Raw genomic sequence first — 20,303 nt, 5'->3', positions numbered from 1 at the left:
TCTCGTGGTCAGTAGCGGAGCAGTCGCATCCCGTTGAGGATGACGAGGAGGACGCTGGCCTCGTGGACCAGCATTCCCGACGCGAGGGTGACGTAGCTGGTGAGCACGCCCGCGAGGAGGACGGTCACGGTCAGCACCGCGAGCCCGACGTTCTCGAGGACGTTCCAGCGCGTCGCCTTGCTGAGTTTGACCGCGTACGGGATGCGTTCGAGGTCGTCGGCCATCAACGCCATGTCAGCCGTTTCGATAGCGGTGTCCGTTCCCGCAGCACCCATCGCGATGCCGACATCGGCAGTGGCCAGCGATGGCGCGTCGTTGATGCCGTCGCCGACCATCGCGACGACGTGGCCGTCGGCCTGGTAGCCCTCGATGACGGACTGCTTGTCCTCGGGGAGGAGTTCGGCACGGTACTCGTCGATACCGACCTCCTCGGCAACGGCAGCGGCCGTCCGCTCGTTGTCGCCGGTGAGCATCACCGTCTCGATGCCAGCGTCTTGGAGCGCCGCGACGACCCCAGGAGCGGCCTCCCGGAGCTCGTCCCGCATCGCAATCGCGCCGATGATGTCCCCGTCCCGAACGACGTGGACGACTGTCTCGCCGCGCCCCTCACGCTCGCGGACGTAGTCGGCGACCCGATCGGGGACATCGACGTCGCGGTCGTCCAGCAGCGCGCGGTTGCCGACGACGACTTCCTGGCCATCGGCATGGGCGATGACGCCCTTGCCGGCGACCACGTCGAAGTCGTCGGGATCGGGGACCGACCTGCGCCCCACGTCCGTATCGTCCGCTTGGGCGACCGTCGCTCCACCGTCCGTCGCAGCCGTCTGGCGTTCGCGGGCCATGTCGACGATGGCGTCCGCGAGGTGGTGTTCGCTCTTCTTCTCGGCGGTCGCTGCGAGCGAGAGGACGTCGGCGGCGGCGACGCCGAACCCCTCGATACCGGAGACGGTGGTCTCGCCCTTCGTGAGCGTCCCCGTCTTGTCGAAGGCGACGAGATCGATCTTGCCGGCGCGTTCGAGGTGTTCGCCGCCCTTCATCAGCACGCCCGACCGGGCGGCGTTACCGATGGCCGAGACGATGCTGACCGGTGGCCCGATGACCAGCGCGCCCGGACAGCCGATGACCAGCAGCGTCAGCGACAGGATCGCGTTCTGCGTGACCGCGTACGCGCCGATAGCCAGGGCAATGACGGCCGGCGTGTAGTACTTCGCGAACCGGTCGATGAGACTCTCCGTGGGCGACTGAGCCTCCTGGGCCTCCTCGACGCGACGGATGATCCGTTCGAGAGTCGTATCCGATCCCGCTCCCGTCGTCCGGATTTCTAGCGCGCCCTCCTGGTTGACCGTCCCGGCGTACACCTCGTCGCTGTCGGCCTTGTGGACGGGCGCGCTCTCGCCGGTGACCGGCGCCTGGTTGACTGCGCTCTCGCCGTCGACGACGGTTCCGTCGACCGGGATCTTCCCGCCCGGCTTTACGACGACGACTTCGCCCTCTTCGACATCGCGGGCGGAGACCTTTTGGAGTGTCCCGTCGCGACGGACGGTCGCCGTGTCGGGCGTCATCTCCAGTAGCTCCTGAAGTGCCGTCCGGGTCTTCCGCATCGTCCGGCCTTCGAGGTAGCTGCCAAGGCTGAACAGGAAGACGACGGCGGCGGCTTCCCAGTACTCCCCGATGACGATAGCACCGATGGCGGCCAGCGTCACCAGCGTCTTGATGCCGAGCGTCCGGTTGGTGACCTCGTGGTAAGCGGTCTTGGCGATGTCGTAGCCACCCACGACCGTCGCGAGGACGAGGATGGCGGCGCTTGCCATCTCGAAACTCGTGAGGTAGCCGAGACTCCAGCCACCGCCGTACAGCAGGCCGCTTGTCGCCGTGACGATGGCCTTCCGGTGGTTCCGGTAGTACTGCGTGATCGATTGTTTGTTCATAGTGTTAGGCGGGCTGGGGAGTGTACCCCTGGTTTTCGATGGTCTCTGCGAAGGCGTCGGGGTCAGCGACGCTGTCGTCGTACTCGATCTCGACGCGGCCGGTCGCGTAGTGGACTTCGACGTGCTGGACGCCGTCGACGTTCGACAGGGCGCGTTCGACGGTACTCGCGCAGGTCGGGCAGTCGAAGTCGAGGACGCGGAATTGGGTTGTGTCGCTCATTACAGTTTGAGATAGTGCCCGTACCTCAATAAGTATTTTTTATATGATATGTTTGAATTCGCATACGAGTCGTTGGAACAGTCAAACGGGTCGTCTAGGGCTTTCGCTATCGCGGGTCCATCCTGTACTGGATACCTCGACAGACACCTACCCGACTCCTGCCCCGCTACCTTTTCCCGCGTGCTCGCGCTCAGTCCTCGTATGAGTGATTCCGATACCGACCACCGTCTCGACGACATCGCGGTGCGAGACACTCGGATTTCGGACGCCATCGACGAGCCGATGCGGGCGATGGTCCTCGACATTCTGTCCGAGGAAGCCCTAACTGCGACCGAGGTCCACGAACGCCTCGACGATCGCGGCATCGACCGGACGGAGAACACGGTCCGCCATCACATCAACGAGCTCCGGGATGCGGGCCTCGTCGACGTCGTTCGCTTCGAGGAGGGGCGTGGTGGGACGACGAAGTACTACCACGCGAACACGATCGTCCTCTCGTACTCACTACCAGATTCGGCCGACGCCGCCGTCGAGGAGATGATCGACGCTGCCCAGCCCCAGATCACGGACGCGCTCACTACGCTCACCGACGAGTACGACGACGCTATTGAGGAGATCGTCGAGGATATGCAGCCCTGCGAGCACTGCCAGACCCAGAAGTACGAGACGTACGTTCTTCTGACCGTCCTGCGACGTGCGTTCGTTCGCGCCCACAGAAATTCCTGAGGGGGAACCACCCCTACGCTGGCAGGGTCTTAGAAGGAGAACCGATCACGCGCGGATTGCATCGCGAGGCGAGTCAGGAGTCGCGCAGGGCCACGCTTTGGGAGGTCCCGTACAGTCTCGATGCTGGTCGGCGGTTCACTACCACCAATGTCTAACTCCCAGCCTGTCTCGTCCATGAAGCGTTCGACAGCCTGATTTACTCGCTGTCGCACGTCGTCCGAGTCCATTGTCTCGGGCACACCATTCCGGAGGACGACGTCGCCGTCAACGATCACTGTCTCGACGTCGGCCGGGACCGCGTTGTTCACGACGTGTGCGGGAACGTTGGTCAGTGGCGTGAACTTCGGTTTGTCGACGTCGAGGAGGATAATATCCGCGCGCTTTCCCGCTTCGATACTGCCGATCTCGTCGCCCATCCCCAGCGCGCGTGCGCCCTCGATAGTGAGCATTCGTATCAGTTCCATCGAGTCGAACTGCCCGGCTGAACGCTTGAGATTTGCCGCCAGCCGAGCTTGCCGCGCTTCACCGAACATGCTGTACGAGTCGTGCCAGTAGTGGTCGTCAATCCCTACTCCGACGTCGACGCCGGCGGCTCGAAGCTCGGGAACGGGCGTCCACTGCGTCTCCCCGTCCGGATTCCAGTAACAGAAGACGGACGGGCAGTGCGCAACAGCCGCGTCCGCCTCGGCGGTTCGCTGGATGTCCTCTTCGTCGCCGAGGCGGAAGTGAGCAGCGACCAGTCGGTCGTCCAGGAGTCCAACGTCGTCGAGCAATCCTACCGAGTCCTCGCCACCGTTCGCTCGTGCCATCGTGTTACTCTCCTCGAGTTCGAGCAAGTGCGTGTGGACGAGCAGGTCCGGATACTCTGCGGCGAGGGATGCGGTCCGTTCCCACAGCTGCCGGGTACACGACCAGTCGTCGTGCGGGCAGATCGTCGCCCTGATTCGGCCGTCGTACGTGTCGTGGTACGTTTCGACGAACTCGCGAGCACGGGAGAACTGCTGATCGACTGGTTGGTCCCAGAAGAGGTCCGAGATCGCCGGGCCGAAAAATCCGCGGAGCCCTGCTTCCCCGAACGCCTCTGCACCTGCGGCAGGCCGTGCGTCCATCGAGTTCACGGTCGTGACACCGCCCAAGAGGAAATTGAGCGCTGCGAGCTCGACGCCTGCCTCGACGAGGTACTCGAATTCGCCGTTCCCTAATCTGTTAAACAAGGCCGTCCCACTCCCAAGCATCTCCGTCAGCTCGAGTTCGCTAAACGCACCGATGAGCGGTGTCATCTCCAAGTGCGTGTGGGCGTTCACCAACCCCGGCATCACCAGTTTCCCGTTCCCGTCGATAACGGTGGACGCTTCTAATTCTCCGTCTCCTGCACGTGATGGTCGGACTTCTTCGATACAGCCATCGGTGATGCATACTGTGCCGCGCTCGTACAGGCGGTTCCGCTCGTCGGCTGTGAGAACGAGTGCATCATGGATTGCCAGATCGACAGCCATCGTAAATTAGGAAGTGGATGTGACAGTTACCGTACTGGACAACCGAGCAGGCCGGCGAAGGCTGTTCTTCCAGGTGGTGTTCCCCTCATTTGGGATATCATCGGTCTCTACTGGTCCCATTAGCCTCTAATACGTCGGCGTGATTTAATCAGATTCCCCTTTTGAATCTGAAGTCGGATTCCGTGGAGCTTGTGGAGGTTTGCAATGTTTTCCCCTCTTCACGATAGATCATCTATGGCCGACGGTTACGATGCCATAGTACTGATACCCTCATAGGCAGTATATTCTAATCAAAACCGCAATAGATGATCCCTACAATGATACACCTATGCAGGCGACGATAATCGACGGAGTTCTTGAATCCCTTCGTATCGGTGTCGGATTTCTCTGGACGGCGGCGTGGGCGATCATCATGGGCCTCACGATTACGAGTCTCGTCCAGGTCTACGTCTCGAAGGAGCGGATGGCACAGGTGCTGGGTGAGGGCGATCTAACTGGACTTACCAAGGCGACTGTGTTCGGAGCAGCAAGCAGTGGCTGTAGTTTCGGCGCCGTCGCCATCGGGAAGGGCCTGTTCAAGAAGGGGGCGCACGCGGTGAACTTCCTCGCGTTCATGTTCGCGTCGACGAACCTCATCGTCGAACTAGGGCTGATGATTCTCATCCTGCTTGGCTGGGAGTTCCTCGTCGCGGAACTGCTCGGCGGCCTGATTCTCATCGCCGTCATGGCCGCCATCGTCCACCTCACGCTTCCCGAAAACCTGTTTAACGAAGTCCGCGAGAAGCTCAACGAGCGCGACCGCCAGGCGGGCGTCACGGAAGATCCCACCTGCGGGATGGAGGGGAAAGACGAGTACACGCTCACGACCGACGGCGGTGAGACGCTCAAATTCTGCTCGGAGGGCTGTATGGAGACCTATCGCCAGGAGACGTCGAGTAGCGGCGGGTGGCGTGACGAGTTGCTGTCGTGGGGTGGCTGGTACAAGGTCGGGAATCAGTACCGCAAGGAGTGGTCGATGATCTGGAAAGACATCGTCGCCGGCTTCCTTATTTCTGGGTTCGTCATCGTCTTCGTCCCGCAGTGGGTGTGGAACACGCTGTTCATTCAGGGCGACGGCCTGCTCGTGACTGCCGAGAACGCCGTCATGGGCGTCATCATCGCCGTCCTCAGTTTCGTCGGCAGTATGGGCAACGTCCCGTTCGCCGTCGCGCTCTGGGGTGGTGGCGTCAGCTTCGCCGGGATCATCGCGTTCGTCTACGCCGACCTCATCACCGTGCCCGTCCTGAACGTCTACCGGAAGTACTACGGCTGGAAGGTGATGCTGTACATCCTCGGCGTCTTCTTCGTCACGATGGCGTTCACCGGCTTCCTCATGGAGCTGCTGTTCGACGCGCTGGGTATCGTTCCAGATCTGGCGGGCGGCGAGACGGCGACTGAACAGACGTACTTCGAGCTCAACTACACGTTCTACCTCAATATTATCGCCTTTGCGCTCTCCGGGTTCCTTCTGTATGTCTACCGGCGGGGACTCGGCGCACCAGGTCAGTATCGAGATCCGGTGTGCGGGATGCGAACCGACGATGAGGGCCCGAGTGCGTCCCACGATGGGACGACGTACTATTTTTGCTCAAAGAAATGCAAGCGTACGTTCGAAGAAGAACCAACGGAATTTACTAATCAAAGCCCGCAAATATCGAGCCACGATCACGATCATGACCACTGATGATCGCACTGTGGTTCATCCGCTGTGATGGGGTTCATCATCACAGTTTCAATCCGCAATTGTCACACCTACTGCGCTCAAATAGACGGTATGAATAGTCAAATCCCGCAACTCGGGGCTGTCATATGAATCGCCGTCGAGCAGATACTGTCGTCGGTGTGCTTCTCGGGTTCGTTCTCCTGGCCGGCGGGGTACTCAGTTGGCGGGCCTATCAACAGCGTCGGGCTATCGAGCAATCGATGGGGTCAATGATGGGTTCATCTATGGGAACGATGCACGGCCCAGACCCCCTCTGGTACGTGGTTGGAACCCTGCTGGTTGCTGGCGTTATCGGTGGCGTCTATTACGTGGTCCGGGGAGAACTCACCGATCCAGAAGTGGCCGACACAACGGCGCCTGTCGATCCTGCACAGACATCGGCGGCAACAGCTACGTCGATGGATGATGACGCTGCACCGGCGACGTCTATCAATCCTGAATCGGACCCCCAAGCACGCGTTCTCGATCTCTTACCGGATGATGAACGACGCGTCCTCGAACCCGTCCTGAACTCCCCCGGAATCACGCAGATTGAACTTCGGGATCGATCTGAGTTCTCGAAGAGTAAAGTAAGCCAGACCGTGAGTTCACTCGAGGAGCGAGGTCTGCTGTATCGGGAACGACAGGGTCGGACCTATCGTGTGTATCCGAGTGATGACCTTCGGCAGCAACAACCGGGAAAATAGTCGCTATCTATCGGGCGCTCTCCCTCTCGAATTCCGTAGGTATGAACGGTCTCCCTCGAGCAAAACGGTTAGAAGATGTTATAGACGTTCTCGAACGTTCTCCTGTATGGATTCACACCCATGTCGATAACTCCCGAGCAGGCCTACGAGTAACCGAGGAGAGAGACAATGACCAACTTCAAACTCGGCCGGTGGCTGCTCGTGGCGCTCGCGATTGTCGGACTCGCGTTCGCCGCACCGGCAGTCAGCGCACACGACAACGCAACGACCGCTGACGACGCGCCTACGGACAATGCCACCGCAGATGAATGGGCCACTTGGATGGAGGCACAGATGACCGAACACATGGGCCCGGGTAGCGTCGAGTGGATGGAGTCGCACATGGGTGTGACCGTCGACGAGATGGCCCAGGACATGGCTGACGGGGAATACCACGACGGGGCTGACGACGGCTACAACGGCGGGATGTACGGGCAGGGCCACTGCTGACGGCTCTGGCCGTTTCGATCGCTCCAATCGAACACCACAACTCACCAACGCAAGATAATGACGCAACTCACCACTCACATCGGACGCACTGCTCGGCGACTCGCGATCCTCGCCGTCCCGCTGCTAGTTGCGGCGACTGGACCGGCTGTTGCCCACGGTAGTGGGAGCTACGGCGGCGGCATGATGGGGGGCGGCTGGGGCCTCTTCGGTGGAGCGATGGGGCTCTGGGGGTTCCTCTGGATGGGGCTCCTCATCGCCGTTCCGCTCTACATTGTCTATGCGCTCCTCAATCGAGGCTCCGGTGGGAACGAAGAGCAGTCGCTGTCGGTTCTCCGTGAGCGCTACGCCCGCGGAGAGCTCTCGGATGACGAATTCGATCGGCGGCGAGAACAGCTCGAACGCACCGGATGACTGGAGCAGCTGCTGTTCCAGCCGATACATCATATTCCCAACGGCCGCCGTTGCGGCACCCAACCGTTAACCCCGTAGACGGGGTATGATACTTCATGGAATACACAATACAGACTTCAGTCACCGGTGAGTTCGACGACGTCGTCGACACGACGATTGCGGCGCTCAAAGACGAAGGATTCGGCGTCCTCTGTGACATCGACGTCCAAGCGACGCTCGAGGAGAAACTCGGCGAGGAGTTTCGACAGTACTGCATCCTCGGTGCGTGCAACCCGGGGCTGGCACACGAGGGCCTGAACGAAGAGATCGAACTCGGCGCACTCCTCCCGTGTAACGTCATTGTCTACGAAACCGACGGCGGCGAGGTCATGGTGAGTGCCGTCGACCCACAACAGCTCGTCGGCATCGCCGACAACGAGGCACTCGACTCGATCGCGAACGAGGTCCACGACCGGTTCGAACGCGTTCTCGCCAGCGTCGCGGACGAACTCGAATCATCGACCGAGATCTGAACCATGACATCATCAAACCAACTCGACACCACAACCATCGTCCTCCTCATCCTCGGGGCGATCATCGTCCTCCCCTTGCTCACGATGGGGATGGGATTCGGCGGGATGATGGGATACGGTGGAATGATGGGTGGATACGGGACGACCAGCGGCTGGTGGCCACTCGTCGGGATGCTCGTCCAGCTGGTCTTCCTCCTCCTCCTGCTCGGTGGCGGATATCTCGTCTTCCGTCGCGTGACGGCATCGCAGTCGTCGCGGAATCCCGCAATGGAGGAGCTGCGTATGGCATACGCCCGCGGAGATCTCACCGAGGAAGAGTTCGAGGCGCGTCGGAACAAGCTCGAACGCTCGGAGTGACGGTCCGACCACCAACCTCCGGCGTTACTCACGTCCGGCCCCTTGGAATCCGAAATCTGTGACCCTCACAGCTTTCGGATGTGAATAGAAGTGTGCTAAAAGCATAAGACCATACTAGCTACTATGACGGAAGTTATCCTGTTCACACAGGAGACTTGTGGAGCGTGCGCAACGCAGCGAGAGAAAAACGAGGGTATCGAAGATGCGTATCCGGATGTCGAGTTCCGGGAGGTCGACATCCAGACCGATCTGGAGACGGCCGAGGAGTACGGTGTCCGAAAGACGCCAACGACGCTCGTGTATGCAAACGGGGAACAGACGGCCGAGTTCATCGGCATCGTCGACCGGGACGAATTGGAGGCTGCCATCGAGAGCGCCGGCCAGCAATCGCCCGGACTCACGAACCGGCTCGCCAGCATCATCCGTGGATAACAGAAGCCAACCAGCTACAATGACAGACTACAGTAGACGCCAGTTCCTGGGAGCGCTCGGTGCTGGCACAGTCGCGAGTGCGGGATTCACCCAACCAGTCGCCGCACAGGAGACGCCCGTCGTGAAGATGGGCAACAACTACTTCGACCCGATCGGGCTCCACGTCGAACCTGGCACGACCGTCCGCTTCGAGATAGCAGCCGGAGCTCACTCGGCGACGGCCTATCCGGACCGCGTTCCCGCCGACGCCACCGCCTTCGACAGCGGGACCATCTCGCAGGGGAGCTTCGAGCACACGTTCGAGGTGCCCGGAACGTACGACTACTACTGCATCCCTCACAAGACGGTCGGCATGGTCGGTCGCATCGTCGTTGGTAGCCCTGGCGGTCCAGCTGAAGACAGCCCGATCCCGGACGGCGAGGTCCCAGACAGCGAAACGATCGTCCAGAACGGCGCCGTTGCCGTCGGCTCGGACGTCGACGGCAGTGGGAGTACCGATGGCGGAATGATGGGTCCAGGGATGATGCACGGCCGGAACGGTGGATGGTTCGGTGGGCTGCCGTTCGTCGGCGGGGCACTCGGGATGCTGGGGCTGGTCGGCGGCTTCCTCTACTGGGCAATGGGTCGAGGCGATGCACCTCCAGAGAGTGACGATTCCGCTATGGAAACCCTCCAACGTCGTTACGCACGAGGCGAGATCGACGAAGAAGAGTTCCAGAAGCGTCGTGAACGGTTGGAGACTGGGAGTGAAGACCCATCTCGGTAAGGCGCGGTGTCGTCGCCATTTCTACACGCCTGAGGTCCCTCGCTCAGGAGTCCTTCGAAGACCTGTTCCTACGCCGCGGCACTTCTCCGCGGAACGTAAGCCGCACTCATCGGTGCCCAGAGAACGAGGGACACAGCAGCAACCAGAGTCCACCGAACCGTTTGCCCGATCAGACGGTCGTAGTGAAATCCGAGTCAAACTATCCAATTGAGCGAAGCTGGATATAGTGCTGTTTGGGTCTTCTCCCCTACAGTTACCGGAGTAAGTAGTCTACTGGCCTGATCTTACTTCTCCTGTGTAATTCGGTAGTAGACGCCGATTGTGAGGACAGCTACGAGGAGGAGGTATCCAGTAGCCCACACCAATGAGAGAGTCGTATCTACGTCCGTTGTGAGTCCGGTATCGACCATCACACGGACGGGCCAATAGCCGGGGAGTAGTTTCATCCACCATTCGGGCTCGGACTGGATGAACAGCGGATCCTGGAAGAGTCCGATATCGAGCATCGGGAGAATCAGCATTAGCCACATCCCGGCTAGGCGGTCGAAAACGGCCCCGACGAGCATCCCGATGAGACCATACGTGACCGAGACGACGAGCATCGCTGCGACGAACCACCAGAGATGCTCAGGCTGGAAATCGACGAGCATCACGCCGACTGAGACGCCGGTAACGATGAGAGTGATTGCTGCGAGGACCCCAAACCGGGCAGTGATTACCTGTCGTGCACGATAGCCGGCGACTGCCAGACGACCGTCTGTGTCTTTGGCTTCTCGCATCAGGAACAACCCGGCGAGTCCCGCGATGAGGGCGCTCGTAATCGGCGTCATAATCACGCCGTGGACCTCAGGCATCCCTCGCATGACCGTCACCGTCTCACCGTCGACGAGCGTCCGAACCGGCATCTCGACGTCCTGGGTGACTGCGAACGCCAACGTGATGAACGAGACCGGTAGGACGACCAGTAGAGCGACGAGGACGTAGTTTCGCGCCTGTTCTTTGATGCCGATTGTGAACGCCGTTGTCGTACGACTCATGCGGACCACCCACCACTGGTGCGCATCGTCACTCCGAACACTGCGGTGACGAGTACAAGCAGGACTAGCAGGTATCCGGCGACGAAGCCGAGATCACCCGTCGTATATGTGCCTTGGAACATCGCCTCCTGAAGGAGTTCCTTTGGATGATAGAGCGGGAAGTATTCCACGAACTCGGGAACGTCGGCGGCCAGCGGACTGTCGCCACTGAGGAACGCATCCATCATCGCAAGGAACACCACGACGAGCGAGCCTTCGAACAGTCGTGGAAGGAGCGCCCCGACGAGTGCGCCAAGAAACGCATAGACGAGGCCGGCAAGTACGAGGAATACGAACGTCAGGACAGGGGCTTCCGGTGAAATCGTCAGCCAGAGAACGCCGTAGTTTACGGCAGCCACGACGACGGTCACACCTCCGAGCGTCGCTAATCGAGTCGCAAGCAGTGTTCGGGGTGGATAGCCTGTCTGAACGAGTCGCCGATCGGCTGCACGCGCACTAATCATCTGCGCGAGTCCCATCAGGCCGGCAATGATGGCGACCCCGAATATCGCTCCGAGGAGGCGACCTAGCTCGATCGGAATCGCCTCGACCGTCGGCATACTTGGTAACCCAGCCATTGCTTGTCCCCAGCCTTCGATAACGACAATCGGAAGGAGAAGTGCTAGGACAACATTCAGGGGGGTTCTGAGGAAGGTGGAGACGTTCGCCCGAATCCCCGTCCAAACCCTATTCATCGGTCTCTTCCCCCCGTTCACTGGCCGTTGCATCAGTCTCGCCTTCCTGGTCAGTCACGTCGTAGACCTGTCCGTCACGAACCTCATAGATGCGGTCGAGACGACTTTGCTCTTCGATCAGGTGTGAAATCATCGTGACAGCTGTTCCGTCGGCAGCGAGTTCCTCGGCGAGATCCCAGAACGTGAGATACGTTTCCCAGTCGAATCCAGTGTAGGGCTCGTCCAGCATGAGGACGTCCGGATCGTGCATCAGGGCGATACTGAGATTGATTTTCTGCCGGTTTCCACCACTGAGTTGGTCGATTCGGTAGTCAAGGTACTGCTCGAAATCGAGTTTCGACGCCAAGCGGTGTTTGGCCTCGTCGATTTCTTCGGCGGTCATTCCGTATCCGGAACCGAACAGTCGGAACGTCTCTCCGACCGTCAAGCGGTCGTAAAGCAGTGGTTCCTGTGGACACCAGCCAACGGTTCCCGTCCGTTCGACTGTTCCGGAATCCTGTTCGAGGACACCGACGAGGATGTTCATGAGCGTGGATTTGCCCGACCCGTTCGCGCCGACGATCCCGACGATTTCCCCCGTCCGAATTTCGAGATCGGCATCGGTGAGGACGGTCACTGACCGCGTAAATGGAAAACTCGATCCGTACGTTTTTTCAATCTCATTAGCACGGACGAGTACCTTGTTGCTTGTAGCTTCTCCTTTGGTGGTTGTGGACGCTTCCATAGGTGTATACACACGCTTCTAATTCACTGCGATTACTGTTTCAAATCAAAACTATTTGCAGCAAACTCGTAAGCAATCAGGAATTGAGTATACAGCTAATGCTAGACTCTAAGCATCAGATTTCTCTTGACTTTCTGTATACTGTTCCCTATACGTTGTTTCACAGTTCTCACTGCAAAACTGCTGGAGTGAACCACCGACACGGGTGGCTAGTCCGTCTTCACCGACAGTGGTTCCGCAATTTGCACATTTGAGTGCGGATTCAGTCCCCTCGGCATACGCTGATTGAGCAGCGTTCGACAGCAGTTGTACGTCGTATCGCCGCACGTCAGTCAGTGGTAGATATTGCTGCGCCCAGTTTCCGACTGTATTCCGCGGCGGCGTCGCAACAGCTACGATTTCGCCCTCCGCAGTTGTGAATACGTGTTCTACGGCTGGGGTCTCGAGGATCGATTCTCGAAGAGAATCCGTCTTTCCGAGCTCAGGCTGGAGGCGTACCATGACGTGTATCCGGTTTTCGTACTGTGTGAGGTCGAGATCAACGGTGAATCGACGAATGACATCTTCTTGCTCCAACTGACGGACGCGTGCTGAAACGGACGGGGGTGAAAGATTTACAGCCTCAGCAATAGTGCTGTAGGGTCGTCTCGCGTTCTCCGCTAAAAGACGGAGGATTTCGCGATCCGTGTCGTCAAGTTCTGGTTGGGTCATCGAAAGGCGGAATGGGGGTGGGTGTGGGGGAGCTACGACGCAGGTGTGGGGTGTGACGGTTAGACGTACTCCTCCGGTGTCGAGGTGAACGTCTCCTTGCAGCCCTCGGCACAGAAGTAGTACGTCTGACCGTCGTACTCAGCTGTGGCCGCCGGATCACTTTCATCGACGTCCATTCCACAGACTGGATCAGTTGCCATTCGGTTTCACCCCACATCAATGGTACGAGGGCCTGAATCAAGCAATTTGTTCTTAGCAATCCAAAGTCGGGATACATAGCGATTTGAGCCGTGCTGCACGGTTTGGCTTTTCTGACTCCACAATCAACGGTTAGTACCTCACAATCCCGAACTATCGTTCGAGTATACCAACGGATTCCTATCTGTGTCCTATATAAATACTGGAGTCTGAACCAATTCTAAACCTATGGGTCACGATCCACCACACGACAATCACGAGCAGTGAAGACCCCACAGGTCCATCCAAATTCGTGGATGCTCAAGCGTCGACGTGACGATCCGATTCTTTCTTGCGCCGTGCAAGTAGCAGTCAAGTAGTCTCTAGTTCCGCAACGAAGATAACGTGTCGCAGGAACGGCAGCGCGTGGTGAGCCTTCCGTACCTGCTCAGTAATCGCTGGGGGATCGAGATCATACGCTCCTAACAGTCGTTCAATGAGAGCCCGGAGCGGGCTCGTGAGTAGCTGGAGGTACAGCGTCGTCCACTTTCGGAAGCGTCCGACGCTGTGTTTCGTGATATCTTCGACCGCTTTGAGCTCAAAGCTCGTCTCGTCGAGAGCAGCTTTGTATCCTTCAACAGTACCCAAGGACGGCATATCCCACGCATCCGCAAATGAATCGACCAATCTCCGTTCCGTTTCAGTCACGTCTGACTGCATCACGAGATCGGAGACTACGAGAACCCCCTCGGGTTCGAGGGTATCTGCGACTGTAGCGAAAACGCGATTCCGCTCGGGGAGGTATACGAGTGCGTCGATGGCTGTACACGCGGTAAACGAGTCCCTGGTAAACGGGAGTTGTGTCGCGTCACCGATGATGAACTCGGAATCGAGGTGCTTACCCCGTGCGTTCTCGGTTGCCATCTGGATGTTGTACGGAACGAGGTCGACACCAGTGACGTTGAAGCCGAACTGATAGGCGAGGTGGAGGGCTGGACCCCCCCGACCGCAGCCGACATCGAGGAGGCGCACTCCGTCGGTTGTGGGTAGATGCGACGCGACCCTTGAGCCGACTTCCGTGACGAGGCGACGTTGACTCGAACCGGCTATATGTGGCTGGTACCACTCCGAGTAGCCGAGATTGAGGAACTCGTCAGTATCGAACAGGAGGTCGAACGCCCGCCAGATATCGGCTCGCTCGCCGCGGTAAGAAAACTGGTCGGTGATTCGGTGGCGGAGAGTACTCTGATCCATCGGCCACCTACTCGAGTTCGGAAACCTCCGAATAGCAGTACTCGGATTCGTCGCAGTACGCGAGGTCGGCACACCCGCGAGGACGCTGGTAGTCGATTCCCTTGTGCCGCCGGAGATACGTCACGTAGCCGTCGTCCACGCGGTCTAGGATGTCATGACAAATCCACTTCTCCCCGAACCAAGTGGCGCCCAGATTTCGGTACGGACACAGGAAGATCGTCCGTTCGACCGAATCGATCTGTGGCGTCTCGACGATCCGGACACCGACAAGACGATACGCGATACGAAGACGGGTGACGACCGAGTCCGGCGTATTCGCGCCAAGGAAAAGTACGTACGCGAACACATACCCGAGGCCATGGAGGAGTCGTCGAATCATCGTTCAGGCTGTCGACTGCCGTCCCAAAGTATCTTGACCAGATGTTCTCTGTTCAGATCTCGGTGTACACGTCACCTGTCTTTCCGCCGCCGAGTTTGTAGACGGTGAATGTGTCGGACTTCGTCCCGCCCATCCCCGGCGATCCAGCCGGCATCCCGGGCAACGCGATGCCGTCAATCGCCGGCTCTTCCTCGAGCATCGTCGCGATAACCTCGGCAGGAACATGTCCTTCGACGACGTACTCGTCGAGGACGAGTGTGTGACAGCTCTGTAGATCCGATGGAATACCGTGTTGGCGCTTGAGATCCGTCACGTCCTCGGTTTCGGTTTCCCCGAGCGTCGTGTCGAGCTGTTCCCGCAGGTACGACGCATATTTTCCACAACAGCTACAGCCTGGTGAACTGTATTGTTGGGCGTTCGTCACCGCTAGCGTTCCCTCGATATCCCACTCATCCCCACTCGATGACCCCAAACAACCGGCGGTTCCGAGTGCGACTGTCGTCGCACCGACCCGTAGTAGTTCGCGACGAGTTACGGCCCGTTCCATATGCTCGTCACTTGGCTCGGAAGTATTCAATTGTACGTCGACCTTTCCTGTGTATTGAGAACGGATTCAAGCACGACGGGGAAGGTGACTTTCAGTTCTGAGGAGGAAACCCCAAAGGTCAGAGTCCCGTATTCGTCTCTATGTGGCGACCCTCATCGGTCGAGGGTGCTGCCGTGACGGTTTTCCGTCAACGAGCATATCGGCCTTAAATTGCGCCCAACATGACCCAGAGCATGACTCGTCGCACCGACTCCGACACTTCACTCCTCGAAACTGTGGGAAATACGCTCTCGTCGAACTGATGCGACTCCAAACGACGTCTCCACTCTTTTCGAAATAGACGTGCTATAGCGAGTTACTTGCGATAAAAGCCTCAAGTCACCACCCCAGAGACTGTTCTCCCGGTTTCGATTCTTAACAGAAAGCACGGTAAATCGTCGTTACGTATAGATATGTATGAACTCCCCCAGCCATCTAGAAGTTCGAGAAGGTGCGGACATCAACCTGTACAACCAGATCCTCATTCCACTCTACGGAGCTGATATAAGGGACTCAGTGGTCCAATATGGCCTATCACTTGCAGAAACGTATGATGCGGCTCTCCACGTGTTATATATTCAAGATGAGGAACGCACGGAGGTGGAATCCGATCAAGTCACTAAACAAGAGGAATGGGACGCAGCAGCGGTAATTGAACCCGTGGTGGATCAGGCCCACTCGCTCGGACTCAATGTGATACCAGCAGTGGATAGTGGGCACTCTCCAGGTGTTATTCGGGAATACGCTGAGGAGAATGATATCGATTTGCTTGTCCACCAGAAACCTACACAGACTAGATTAGCACGAATTCTCCGGAGAGACGTCTCCAGCCACATCATTCAAAATATCTCTCTTCCTGTCTTGACGATACCTGATATGGATCCCTCTGATCCGGTAGGAGAGTTATCTACTAGTCAGTTCACAGATATTCTCGTGCCTACGGATGGATACGACGAGGCATCTGTGGCCTTCAAACATGGGCTACAAATTGCTAAACGGTATGATGCAACCCTACATGGACTTTTTATCATTTCCGAACAGTCCTATTCGAGTCGGCCTGGATTCACGTGGGAAGAGGTCACTGACTCTTGGGAACAGCGGGGAACTCGGCTCTTGGAGGACATTACGGAGAAGGCAGCGACCTTGGACGTTCCTGTCCGAACTACGTTGAGCTTTGGTCAACCTCAGCAGGAGATTCTCAAATACACTGAGGTGACTGACATCGACCTTGTTACAATGGGGACACGAGGATTGACTGGCATTCGTCGGCTATTACAGGGAAGCGTCGCAGCTCAAGTGATCGAGGAAGCAGATTACCCCGTTCTAACGATTAACCGAAGGACAGCTGAATTGAAAAAACACCCGTACACCTTTCTTCGAAAGACAAACCAGAATCGGAAGTCAAGGCTATATTGAAATATTATTTGTAATATACTAATTTCAGTCTTAAATTCGGAAATTCTAATTGCGTATTAATCCCCGTTTCTTCTACCAAACCAAAGAGTGTTAAGTTCGTTCTGCTGAATAAAGCGCGCGTACTGACCAGAAGGAAAACCAAGAAACGACAGGGCTACTCCTAAAAATCGTGTTTGTCTTCACGTTTAGGTGCATCAGATGGACGTTAGTGCGAGCAACGCGAAAAGTTAACTGGCAAATGGCTCCACGGACTGAGTTGTTGAACTAGTCGTCCATGCCGGATGGGGTTTGGCCCGTAGTCGATCCCGACGGTGCCGACCCTGCGGCAAACTTGTAAACGGCGACGAGTCCCCAAATCACCAAGCCGAGCAGGATGATGCCCGCCCTAATGTCGATGGGGACCACTGCAGCGTGTTCGATTGCTCCCTCGCTATCGACTGGGTGCCCGGCTCCCAGTAGCATGTCGAGCAGGCCGATCACGACGACGCCCAAGACAACCAGGCCACCGCCGACGTACATGGCGATTTGGTCTGCCGTTGATAAGTCACTCATTGGTAGTCACCCGAGGAGTTTCCGTAATCGCGTGTTCTCGAACAGTTCCATCTCACGCAGGCGGTTATCGACTGCCAGGACGCCGCCCGCTCCAAGTGCCACAATGGTTCCGAAGACCATGATCCCAAGGAGTTCACCCGTGACCATACCGTTGGCCCAGCCGCCACCGTAGCCGTTGATGAAGTAGAAGAACAGCATCATGAAGGCACCAAAGAAGGCGGCGGTCCTCGTGAGGACACCGAGTATCAGCCCGAGACCGATGGCGGTTTGCCCAAGCGGTACCGCCACGTTGACGAACGCCAACAGGATGCCGTCGCTGAACGGCGTGACGAAGGGGGCGAGAATCGTGCCCTGAGCGGCTCCGCCGACGAACCAGCTGGCGTCGAAGGGCCACGCCCAGATTTTGTCAAGGCCAGCGTGGAGCATCCACCACCCGGCGGTCAGCCGGAGCAGCAGGATCCAATACGACACACAGTATCGGAAAGTAGAACGCTACCAATCGCTTGGTTTCCACCTCTATCGGCTCGAATCCATCCTCTCGTCTCTGTTCGGCACTTTTCATACTTGATCTGACGCCTGTATTCGGGACAATATGAGGGAGTCGCGTCTATGACAAAGATATGGGATTTTCAGCAAGCGAGTCACTGTCGACCACATTTCCAACACTACCCCTTTCCGACCCGGAAGAGAACGAACAGCCATGCCCAGCGATTCCGACTCGAACGGTGTCCGCGTCTGGCTCGTCGAGCGGACGTACTCCGACGACGAGCAGAATCTCATCATCCTCACCTATGCAACCCCAGACGGTGAACGATACTTCCGGAAAGAACGGGCGCTCACTTCCTTCACCGACGTCCGCGACACGACGGCCGCCGTCGACGCCGACCCGGACAATCTCGGCTCGGTCAATGACGCCGATCTGCAGGAGCAGTACGCCGCCGAGGCCCAGCGAATGCGGGAGGAACACGACCCCGACGACGTGATCTGACTCCAGTCGACACGATGGCAGCACCGAGCCCACGTGTTATATCCAGCCGCCCTCTACGCGTGGGTATGCGCGAACTCGTCTTCGCCCTCGAATACGAGCCGGGGTGTAACAGGGTGGCGGACGCCCTCGCTGACCACCCCGACGCCCGCGTCCGCTCGCTCTCGCTGCACGCCACTGCGGAGCAGCTCTGGCGAGTCGACCACGCGACCGGCATTCCGGACGCACTCGACGCCATCGAGGACGCCTTTCTCACCAGCGACTACTACGCCGACTGTCTGGCTACCGAGGACTGCGGCGCCACACAGACCACTCGCGTCCTCGACCGCACGGACGACACGCTCGTCCTGTACTCCGACTGGGAGCGCACCCCCTCCTGCGCGTCCGTCCCCCACATCGCCCGCGACCATCTCGGCAAGAGCGTGTTGTTCGAGACCCGTCACGAGGGCCGCCACTACACGTGGCGACTCATCCACTCCGGAGAGGGCGACGTGGCCGCGTTCTTCGACGCCCTCGAAGTCGCCGTCGGGGACTGCGCCCGGATGGAGATGCTCCGAACCGCGGACACGACTGCGTCGGTGGGGGGAAGCGACGAGACGCAAAGTGGTCTGTCGCCGGAGCAGGAGGCCGCACTCCGGGCAGCCGTCGAACACGGGTACTACGAGTCCCCACGCGAAGTCGACGTCGGCGAACTGGCCGAGCATCTCGACGTGCCGCGGTCGACGCTCACCTACCGACTCCGCCGGGCGGAGGAACACTTGGCGAAGCAGCACGTCGCCGACGAACGGTTGCCCGAAGATCCCCCGGCAACACGCTGAACCTCGATTTGGAATATTCCAACAAAGGCTTATCGAACTGACGCCCCTACTGTGAGGTGATGACAGAGAATCCGGACGCAGCGGGGGAGACGAGCGGGGGCGGGCAGCGACGGGAGCTGACCGCCCGCCTCGTCGTCCCCGAGATGGACTGTCCGTCCTGCGCCCAGAAAGTCGACAAGAGCCTCCAGCGCGTCGACGGCGTCGTTGACGCCACGCTCCAGCCGACCACCGGTACGGCCAACGTCACGTACGACTCAGACCGCATCAGCGAGGCCGATGTGGTCGACGCAATCGAAGGCGCCGGCTACGAGGTCGTCAGAGAGTCGGATTCCGACCACGATGAGTCAGAGGATGCGGCCGGTGGCGCCGACATCGCGCCACCGTCGGAGGTCTGGACGAGTCCTCGCGCGAAGAAGACGTGGCTCGGCGCGGCGTTCGTCACGCTCGGCCTCCTCTTCGAGTTCCTCCTCACCGGGCAGAACGTCACGGTGGCGAGCGTCCTCGAGTACCCGCTCCACATCGCCGACGTCCTGTTCCTCGGCGCTGTCGCCGCCAGCGGCATCCCCGTCGTCCGCAGCGGGTACTACTCCGCGAAGAACCGAAGCCTCGACATCGACCTGCTGATGGGGACGGCGATCATCGCGGCGACCGGTATCGGCTACTTCGTCGAGGCGGCGACGCTGGCCGTCCTGTTCAGCATCGCCGAGCTGCTCGAGGATTACGCGATGGACAGGGCGCGGGACTCCCTGCGCGAGCTGATGGAACTCTCGCCCGACGAGGCCACCGTCGTGCGCGACGGCGAGGAAGTCACGGTGCCCGCCGACGAAGTGGAGGTGGGTGAGACCGTGGTCGTTCGCCCCGGTGACAAGATTCCGTTGGACGGCACGGTCGTCGAGGGCGAGAGCGCGGTCGACCAGTCGCCGATTACCGGCGAGAGCGTCCCCGTCGACAAGACCGCCGGCGACGAGGTGTACGCGGGCGCGATCAACGAGGAGGGCTACCTCGAAGTCGAAGTCACGTCGACGGCGGGCGACTCGACGCTCTCGCGCATCATCGAGATGGTGCAGGGCGCACAGGCGAAGAAGACCGACACCGAGCAGTTCGTCGACCGCTTCTCGGGCTACTACACGCCGGTCGTGGTCGTG

General features: G+C 59.1%; 26 protein-coding genes. 13 read left to right on the top strand and 13 right to left on the bottom strand.

Annotation, left to right across the window (positions count from 1 at the left end):
• Window positions 1–8: 8 nt before the first annotated feature.
• Together E4S61_RS23675 and E4S61_RS23670 are read right to left on the bottom strand one after the other, a co-directional pair.
• Window positions 9–1,928, bottom strand: a complete 1,920-nt coding sequence (locus E4S61_RS23675; protein ID WP_004594624.1) for a heavy metal translocating P-type ATPase — start codon at window positions 1,926–1,928, stop codon at window positions 9–11.
• Window positions 1,929–1,932: 4 nt separating this feature from the next.
• Window positions 1,933–2,148 carry a heavy-metal-associated domain-containing protein gene (locus E4S61_RS23670; protein ID WP_004594622.1) on the bottom strand — a complete coding sequence of 72 codons (216 nt, stop codon included), beginning with the start codon at window positions 2,146–2,148 and terminating at the stop codon, window positions 1,933–1,935.
• A 201-nt stretch (window positions 2,149–2,349) separates the two neighbouring features.
• On the opposite strand from E4S61_RS23670, the gene E4S61_RS23665 reads away from it, so the two are divergent.
• The gene (locus E4S61_RS23665) at window positions 2,350–2,874 is read left to right on the top strand and encodes an ArsR/SmtB family transcription factor (protein WP_004048660.1); all 525 of its coding nucleotides are present in this window, start codon (window positions 2,350–2,352) and stop codon (window positions 2,872–2,874) included.
• A 29-nt stretch (window positions 2,875–2,903) separates the two neighbouring features.
• Here the strand turns inward: E4S61_RS23665 and E4S61_RS23660 are convergent, their stop codons facing one another.
• Window positions 2,904–4,370, bottom strand: coding sequence for an amidohydrolase family protein (locus E4S61_RS23660; protein WP_011222406.1), 1,467 nt, complete (start codon window positions 4,368–4,370; stop codon window positions 2,904–2,906).
• Between the two features lie 328 nt (window positions 4,371–4,698).
• Between E4S61_RS23660 and E4S61_RS23655 the strand changes: the two genes are divergently transcribed.
• The 8 genes from E4S61_RS23655 (at window position 4,699) to E4S61_RS23620 (ending at window position 9,785) form a co-directional block, all read left to right on the top strand.
• Window positions 4,699–6,093, top strand: coding sequence for a permease (locus E4S61_RS23655; RefSeq protein ID WP_004594620.1), 1,395 nt, complete (start codon window positions 4,699–4,701; stop codon window positions 6,091–6,093).
• Between the two features lie 125 nt (window positions 6,094–6,218).
• Window positions 6,219–6,818, top strand: a complete 600-nt coding sequence (locus E4S61_RS23650) for a helix-turn-helix transcriptional regulator (RefSeq protein WP_011222408.1) — start codon at window positions 6,219–6,221, stop codon at window positions 6,816–6,818.
• A gap of 168 nt (window positions 6,819–6,986) precedes the next feature.
• The gene (locus E4S61_RS23645) at window positions 6,987–7,307 is read left to right on the top strand and encodes a hypothetical protein (RefSeq protein WP_004594618.1); all 321 of its coding nucleotides are present in this window, start codon (window positions 6,987–6,989) and stop codon (window positions 7,305–7,307) included.
• Between the two features lie 57 nt (window positions 7,308–7,364).
• The gene (locus tag E4S61_RS23640) at window positions 7,365–7,718 is read left to right on the top strand and encodes an SHOCT domain-containing protein (RefSeq protein WP_004594617.1); all 354 of its coding nucleotides are present in this window, start codon (window positions 7,365–7,367) and stop codon (window positions 7,716–7,718) included.
• Between the two features lie 95 nt (window positions 7,719–7,813).
• Complete coding sequence (locus tag E4S61_RS23635; RefSeq protein WP_004594616.1) at window positions 7,814–8,230, top strand: DUF302 domain-containing protein; 417 nt, start codon at window positions 7,814–7,816, stop codon at window positions 8,228–8,230.
• 3 nt (window positions 8,231–8,233) lie between these two features.
• Window positions 8,234–8,587, top strand: coding sequence for an SHOCT domain-containing protein (locus tag E4S61_RS23630; RefSeq protein WP_004594615.1), 354 nt, complete (start codon window positions 8,234–8,236; stop codon window positions 8,585–8,587).
• Between the two features lie 123 nt (window positions 8,588–8,710).
• The gene (locus tag E4S61_RS23625; protein ID WP_004594614.1) at window positions 8,711–9,019 is read left to right on the top strand and encodes a thioredoxin family protein; all 309 of its coding nucleotides are present in this window, start codon (window positions 8,711–8,713) and stop codon (window positions 9,017–9,019) included.
• A gap of 19 nt (window positions 9,020–9,038) precedes the next feature.
• Window positions 9,039–9,785, top strand: a complete 747-nt coding sequence (locus E4S61_RS23620) for a plastocyanin/azurin family copper-binding protein (protein ID WP_004594613.1) — start codon at window positions 9,039–9,041, stop codon at window positions 9,783–9,785.
• A gap of 284 nt (window positions 9,786–10,069) precedes the next feature.
• On the opposite strand, the gene E4S61_RS23615 is transcribed toward E4S61_RS23620, so the two are convergent.
• From E4S61_RS23615 to E4S61_RS23580, 8 genes are all read right to left on the bottom strand, one after another.
• Entirely contained in the window at window positions 10,070–10,822 is a 753-nt protein-coding gene (locus E4S61_RS23615; RefSeq protein WP_004594612.1) for an ABC transporter permease, read from the bottom strand.
• Entirely contained in the window at window positions 10,819–11,439 is a 621-nt protein-coding gene (locus E4S61_RS23610; protein ID WP_245180935.1) for an ABC transporter permease, read from the bottom strand. Before E4S61_RS23610 ends, E4S61_RS23615 begins: the two co-directional genes overlap by 4 nt.
• A gap of 109 nt (window positions 11,440–11,548) precedes the next feature.
• Entirely contained in the window at window positions 11,549–12,172 is a 624-nt protein-coding gene (locus E4S61_RS23605; protein WP_004594610.1) for an ABC transporter ATP-binding protein, read from the bottom strand.
• A 216-nt stretch (window positions 12,173–12,388) separates the two neighbouring features.
• Window positions 12,389–12,991 (bottom strand): AsnC family transcriptional regulator, encoded by a 603-nt coding sequence (locus E4S61_RS23600; protein WP_004594609.1) that lies wholly within the window; start codon window positions 12,989–12,991, stop codon window positions 12,389–12,391.
• 59 nt (window positions 12,992–13,050) lie between these two features.
• A complete protein-coding gene (locus tag E4S61_RS23595) occupies window positions 13,051–13,191 on the bottom strand; it encodes a YHS domain-containing protein (RefSeq protein ID WP_011222411.1) in 141 nt (46 codons plus the stop codon).
• 349 nt (window positions 13,192–13,540) lie between these two features.
• Window positions 13,541–14,422: a class I SAM-dependent methyltransferase gene (locus tag E4S61_RS23590; protein ID WP_004594607.1), complete on the bottom strand. Its 882-nt coding sequence runs from the start codon at window positions 14,420–14,422 to the stop codon at window positions 13,541–13,543.
• Between the two features lie 7 nt (window positions 14,423–14,429).
• Entirely contained in the window at window positions 14,430–14,801 is a 372-nt protein-coding gene (locus E4S61_RS23585) for a hypothetical protein (RefSeq protein WP_135306274.1), read from the bottom strand.
• A 52-nt stretch (window positions 14,802–14,853) separates the two neighbouring features.
• Window positions 14,854–15,348 carry a DUF411 domain-containing protein gene (locus tag E4S61_RS23580; protein WP_004594605.1) on the bottom strand — a complete coding sequence of 165 codons (495 nt, stop codon included), beginning with the start codon at window positions 15,346–15,348 and terminating at the stop codon, window positions 14,854–14,856.
• 456 nt (window positions 15,349–15,804) lie between these two features.
• Between E4S61_RS23580 and E4S61_RS23575 the strand changes: the two genes are divergently transcribed.
• The gene (locus tag E4S61_RS23575) at window positions 15,805–16,803 is read left to right on the top strand and encodes a universal stress protein (RefSeq protein WP_004594604.1); all 999 of its coding nucleotides are present in this window, start codon (window positions 15,805–15,807) and stop codon (window positions 16,801–16,803) included.
• A gap of 264 nt (window positions 16,804–17,067) precedes the next feature.
• On the opposite strand, the gene E4S61_RS23570 is transcribed toward E4S61_RS23575, so the two are convergent.
• Entirely contained in the window at window positions 17,068–17,355 is a 288-nt protein-coding gene (locus E4S61_RS23570) for a hypothetical protein (RefSeq protein ID WP_004594603.1), read from the bottom strand.
• A gap of 6 nt (window positions 17,356–17,361) precedes the next feature.
• A complete protein-coding gene (locus tag E4S61_RS23565; RefSeq protein WP_225935281.1) occupies window positions 17,362–17,826 on the bottom strand; it encodes a DoxX family protein in 465 nt (154 codons plus the stop codon).
• Between the two features lie 229 nt (window positions 17,827–18,055).
• On the opposite strand from E4S61_RS23565, the gene E4S61_RS23560 reads away from it, so the two are divergent.
• From E4S61_RS23560 to E4S61_RS23550, 3 genes are all read left to right on the top strand, one after another.
• Window positions 18,056–18,343, top strand: a complete 288-nt coding sequence (locus tag E4S61_RS23560; protein WP_092817284.1) for a hypothetical protein — start codon at window positions 18,056–18,058, stop codon at window positions 18,341–18,343.
• 65 nt (window positions 18,344–18,408) lie between these two features.
• A complete protein-coding gene (locus tag E4S61_RS23555; RefSeq protein ID WP_092817285.1) occupies window positions 18,409–19,158 on the top strand; it encodes a helix-turn-helix domain-containing protein in 750 nt (249 codons plus the stop codon).
• Window positions 19,159–19,217: 59 nt separating this feature from the next.
• Window positions 19,218–20,303: heavy metal translocating P-type ATPase (locus E4S61_RS23550; protein WP_135306273.1), on the top strand; the 1,086-nt coding region annotated here is incomplete at its 3' end.

It is taken from the genome of Haloarcula amylovorans (assembly GCF_004681185.1).
In the GTDB taxonomy this organism is placed as follows: domain Archaea; phylum Halobacteriota; class Halobacteria; order Halobacteriales; family Haloarculaceae; genus Haloarcula; species Haloarcula amylovorans.
The sequence above is the reverse complement of the archived record's forward strand: the minus strand, read 5'-3'. Positions and strand labels throughout refer to the sequence as shown.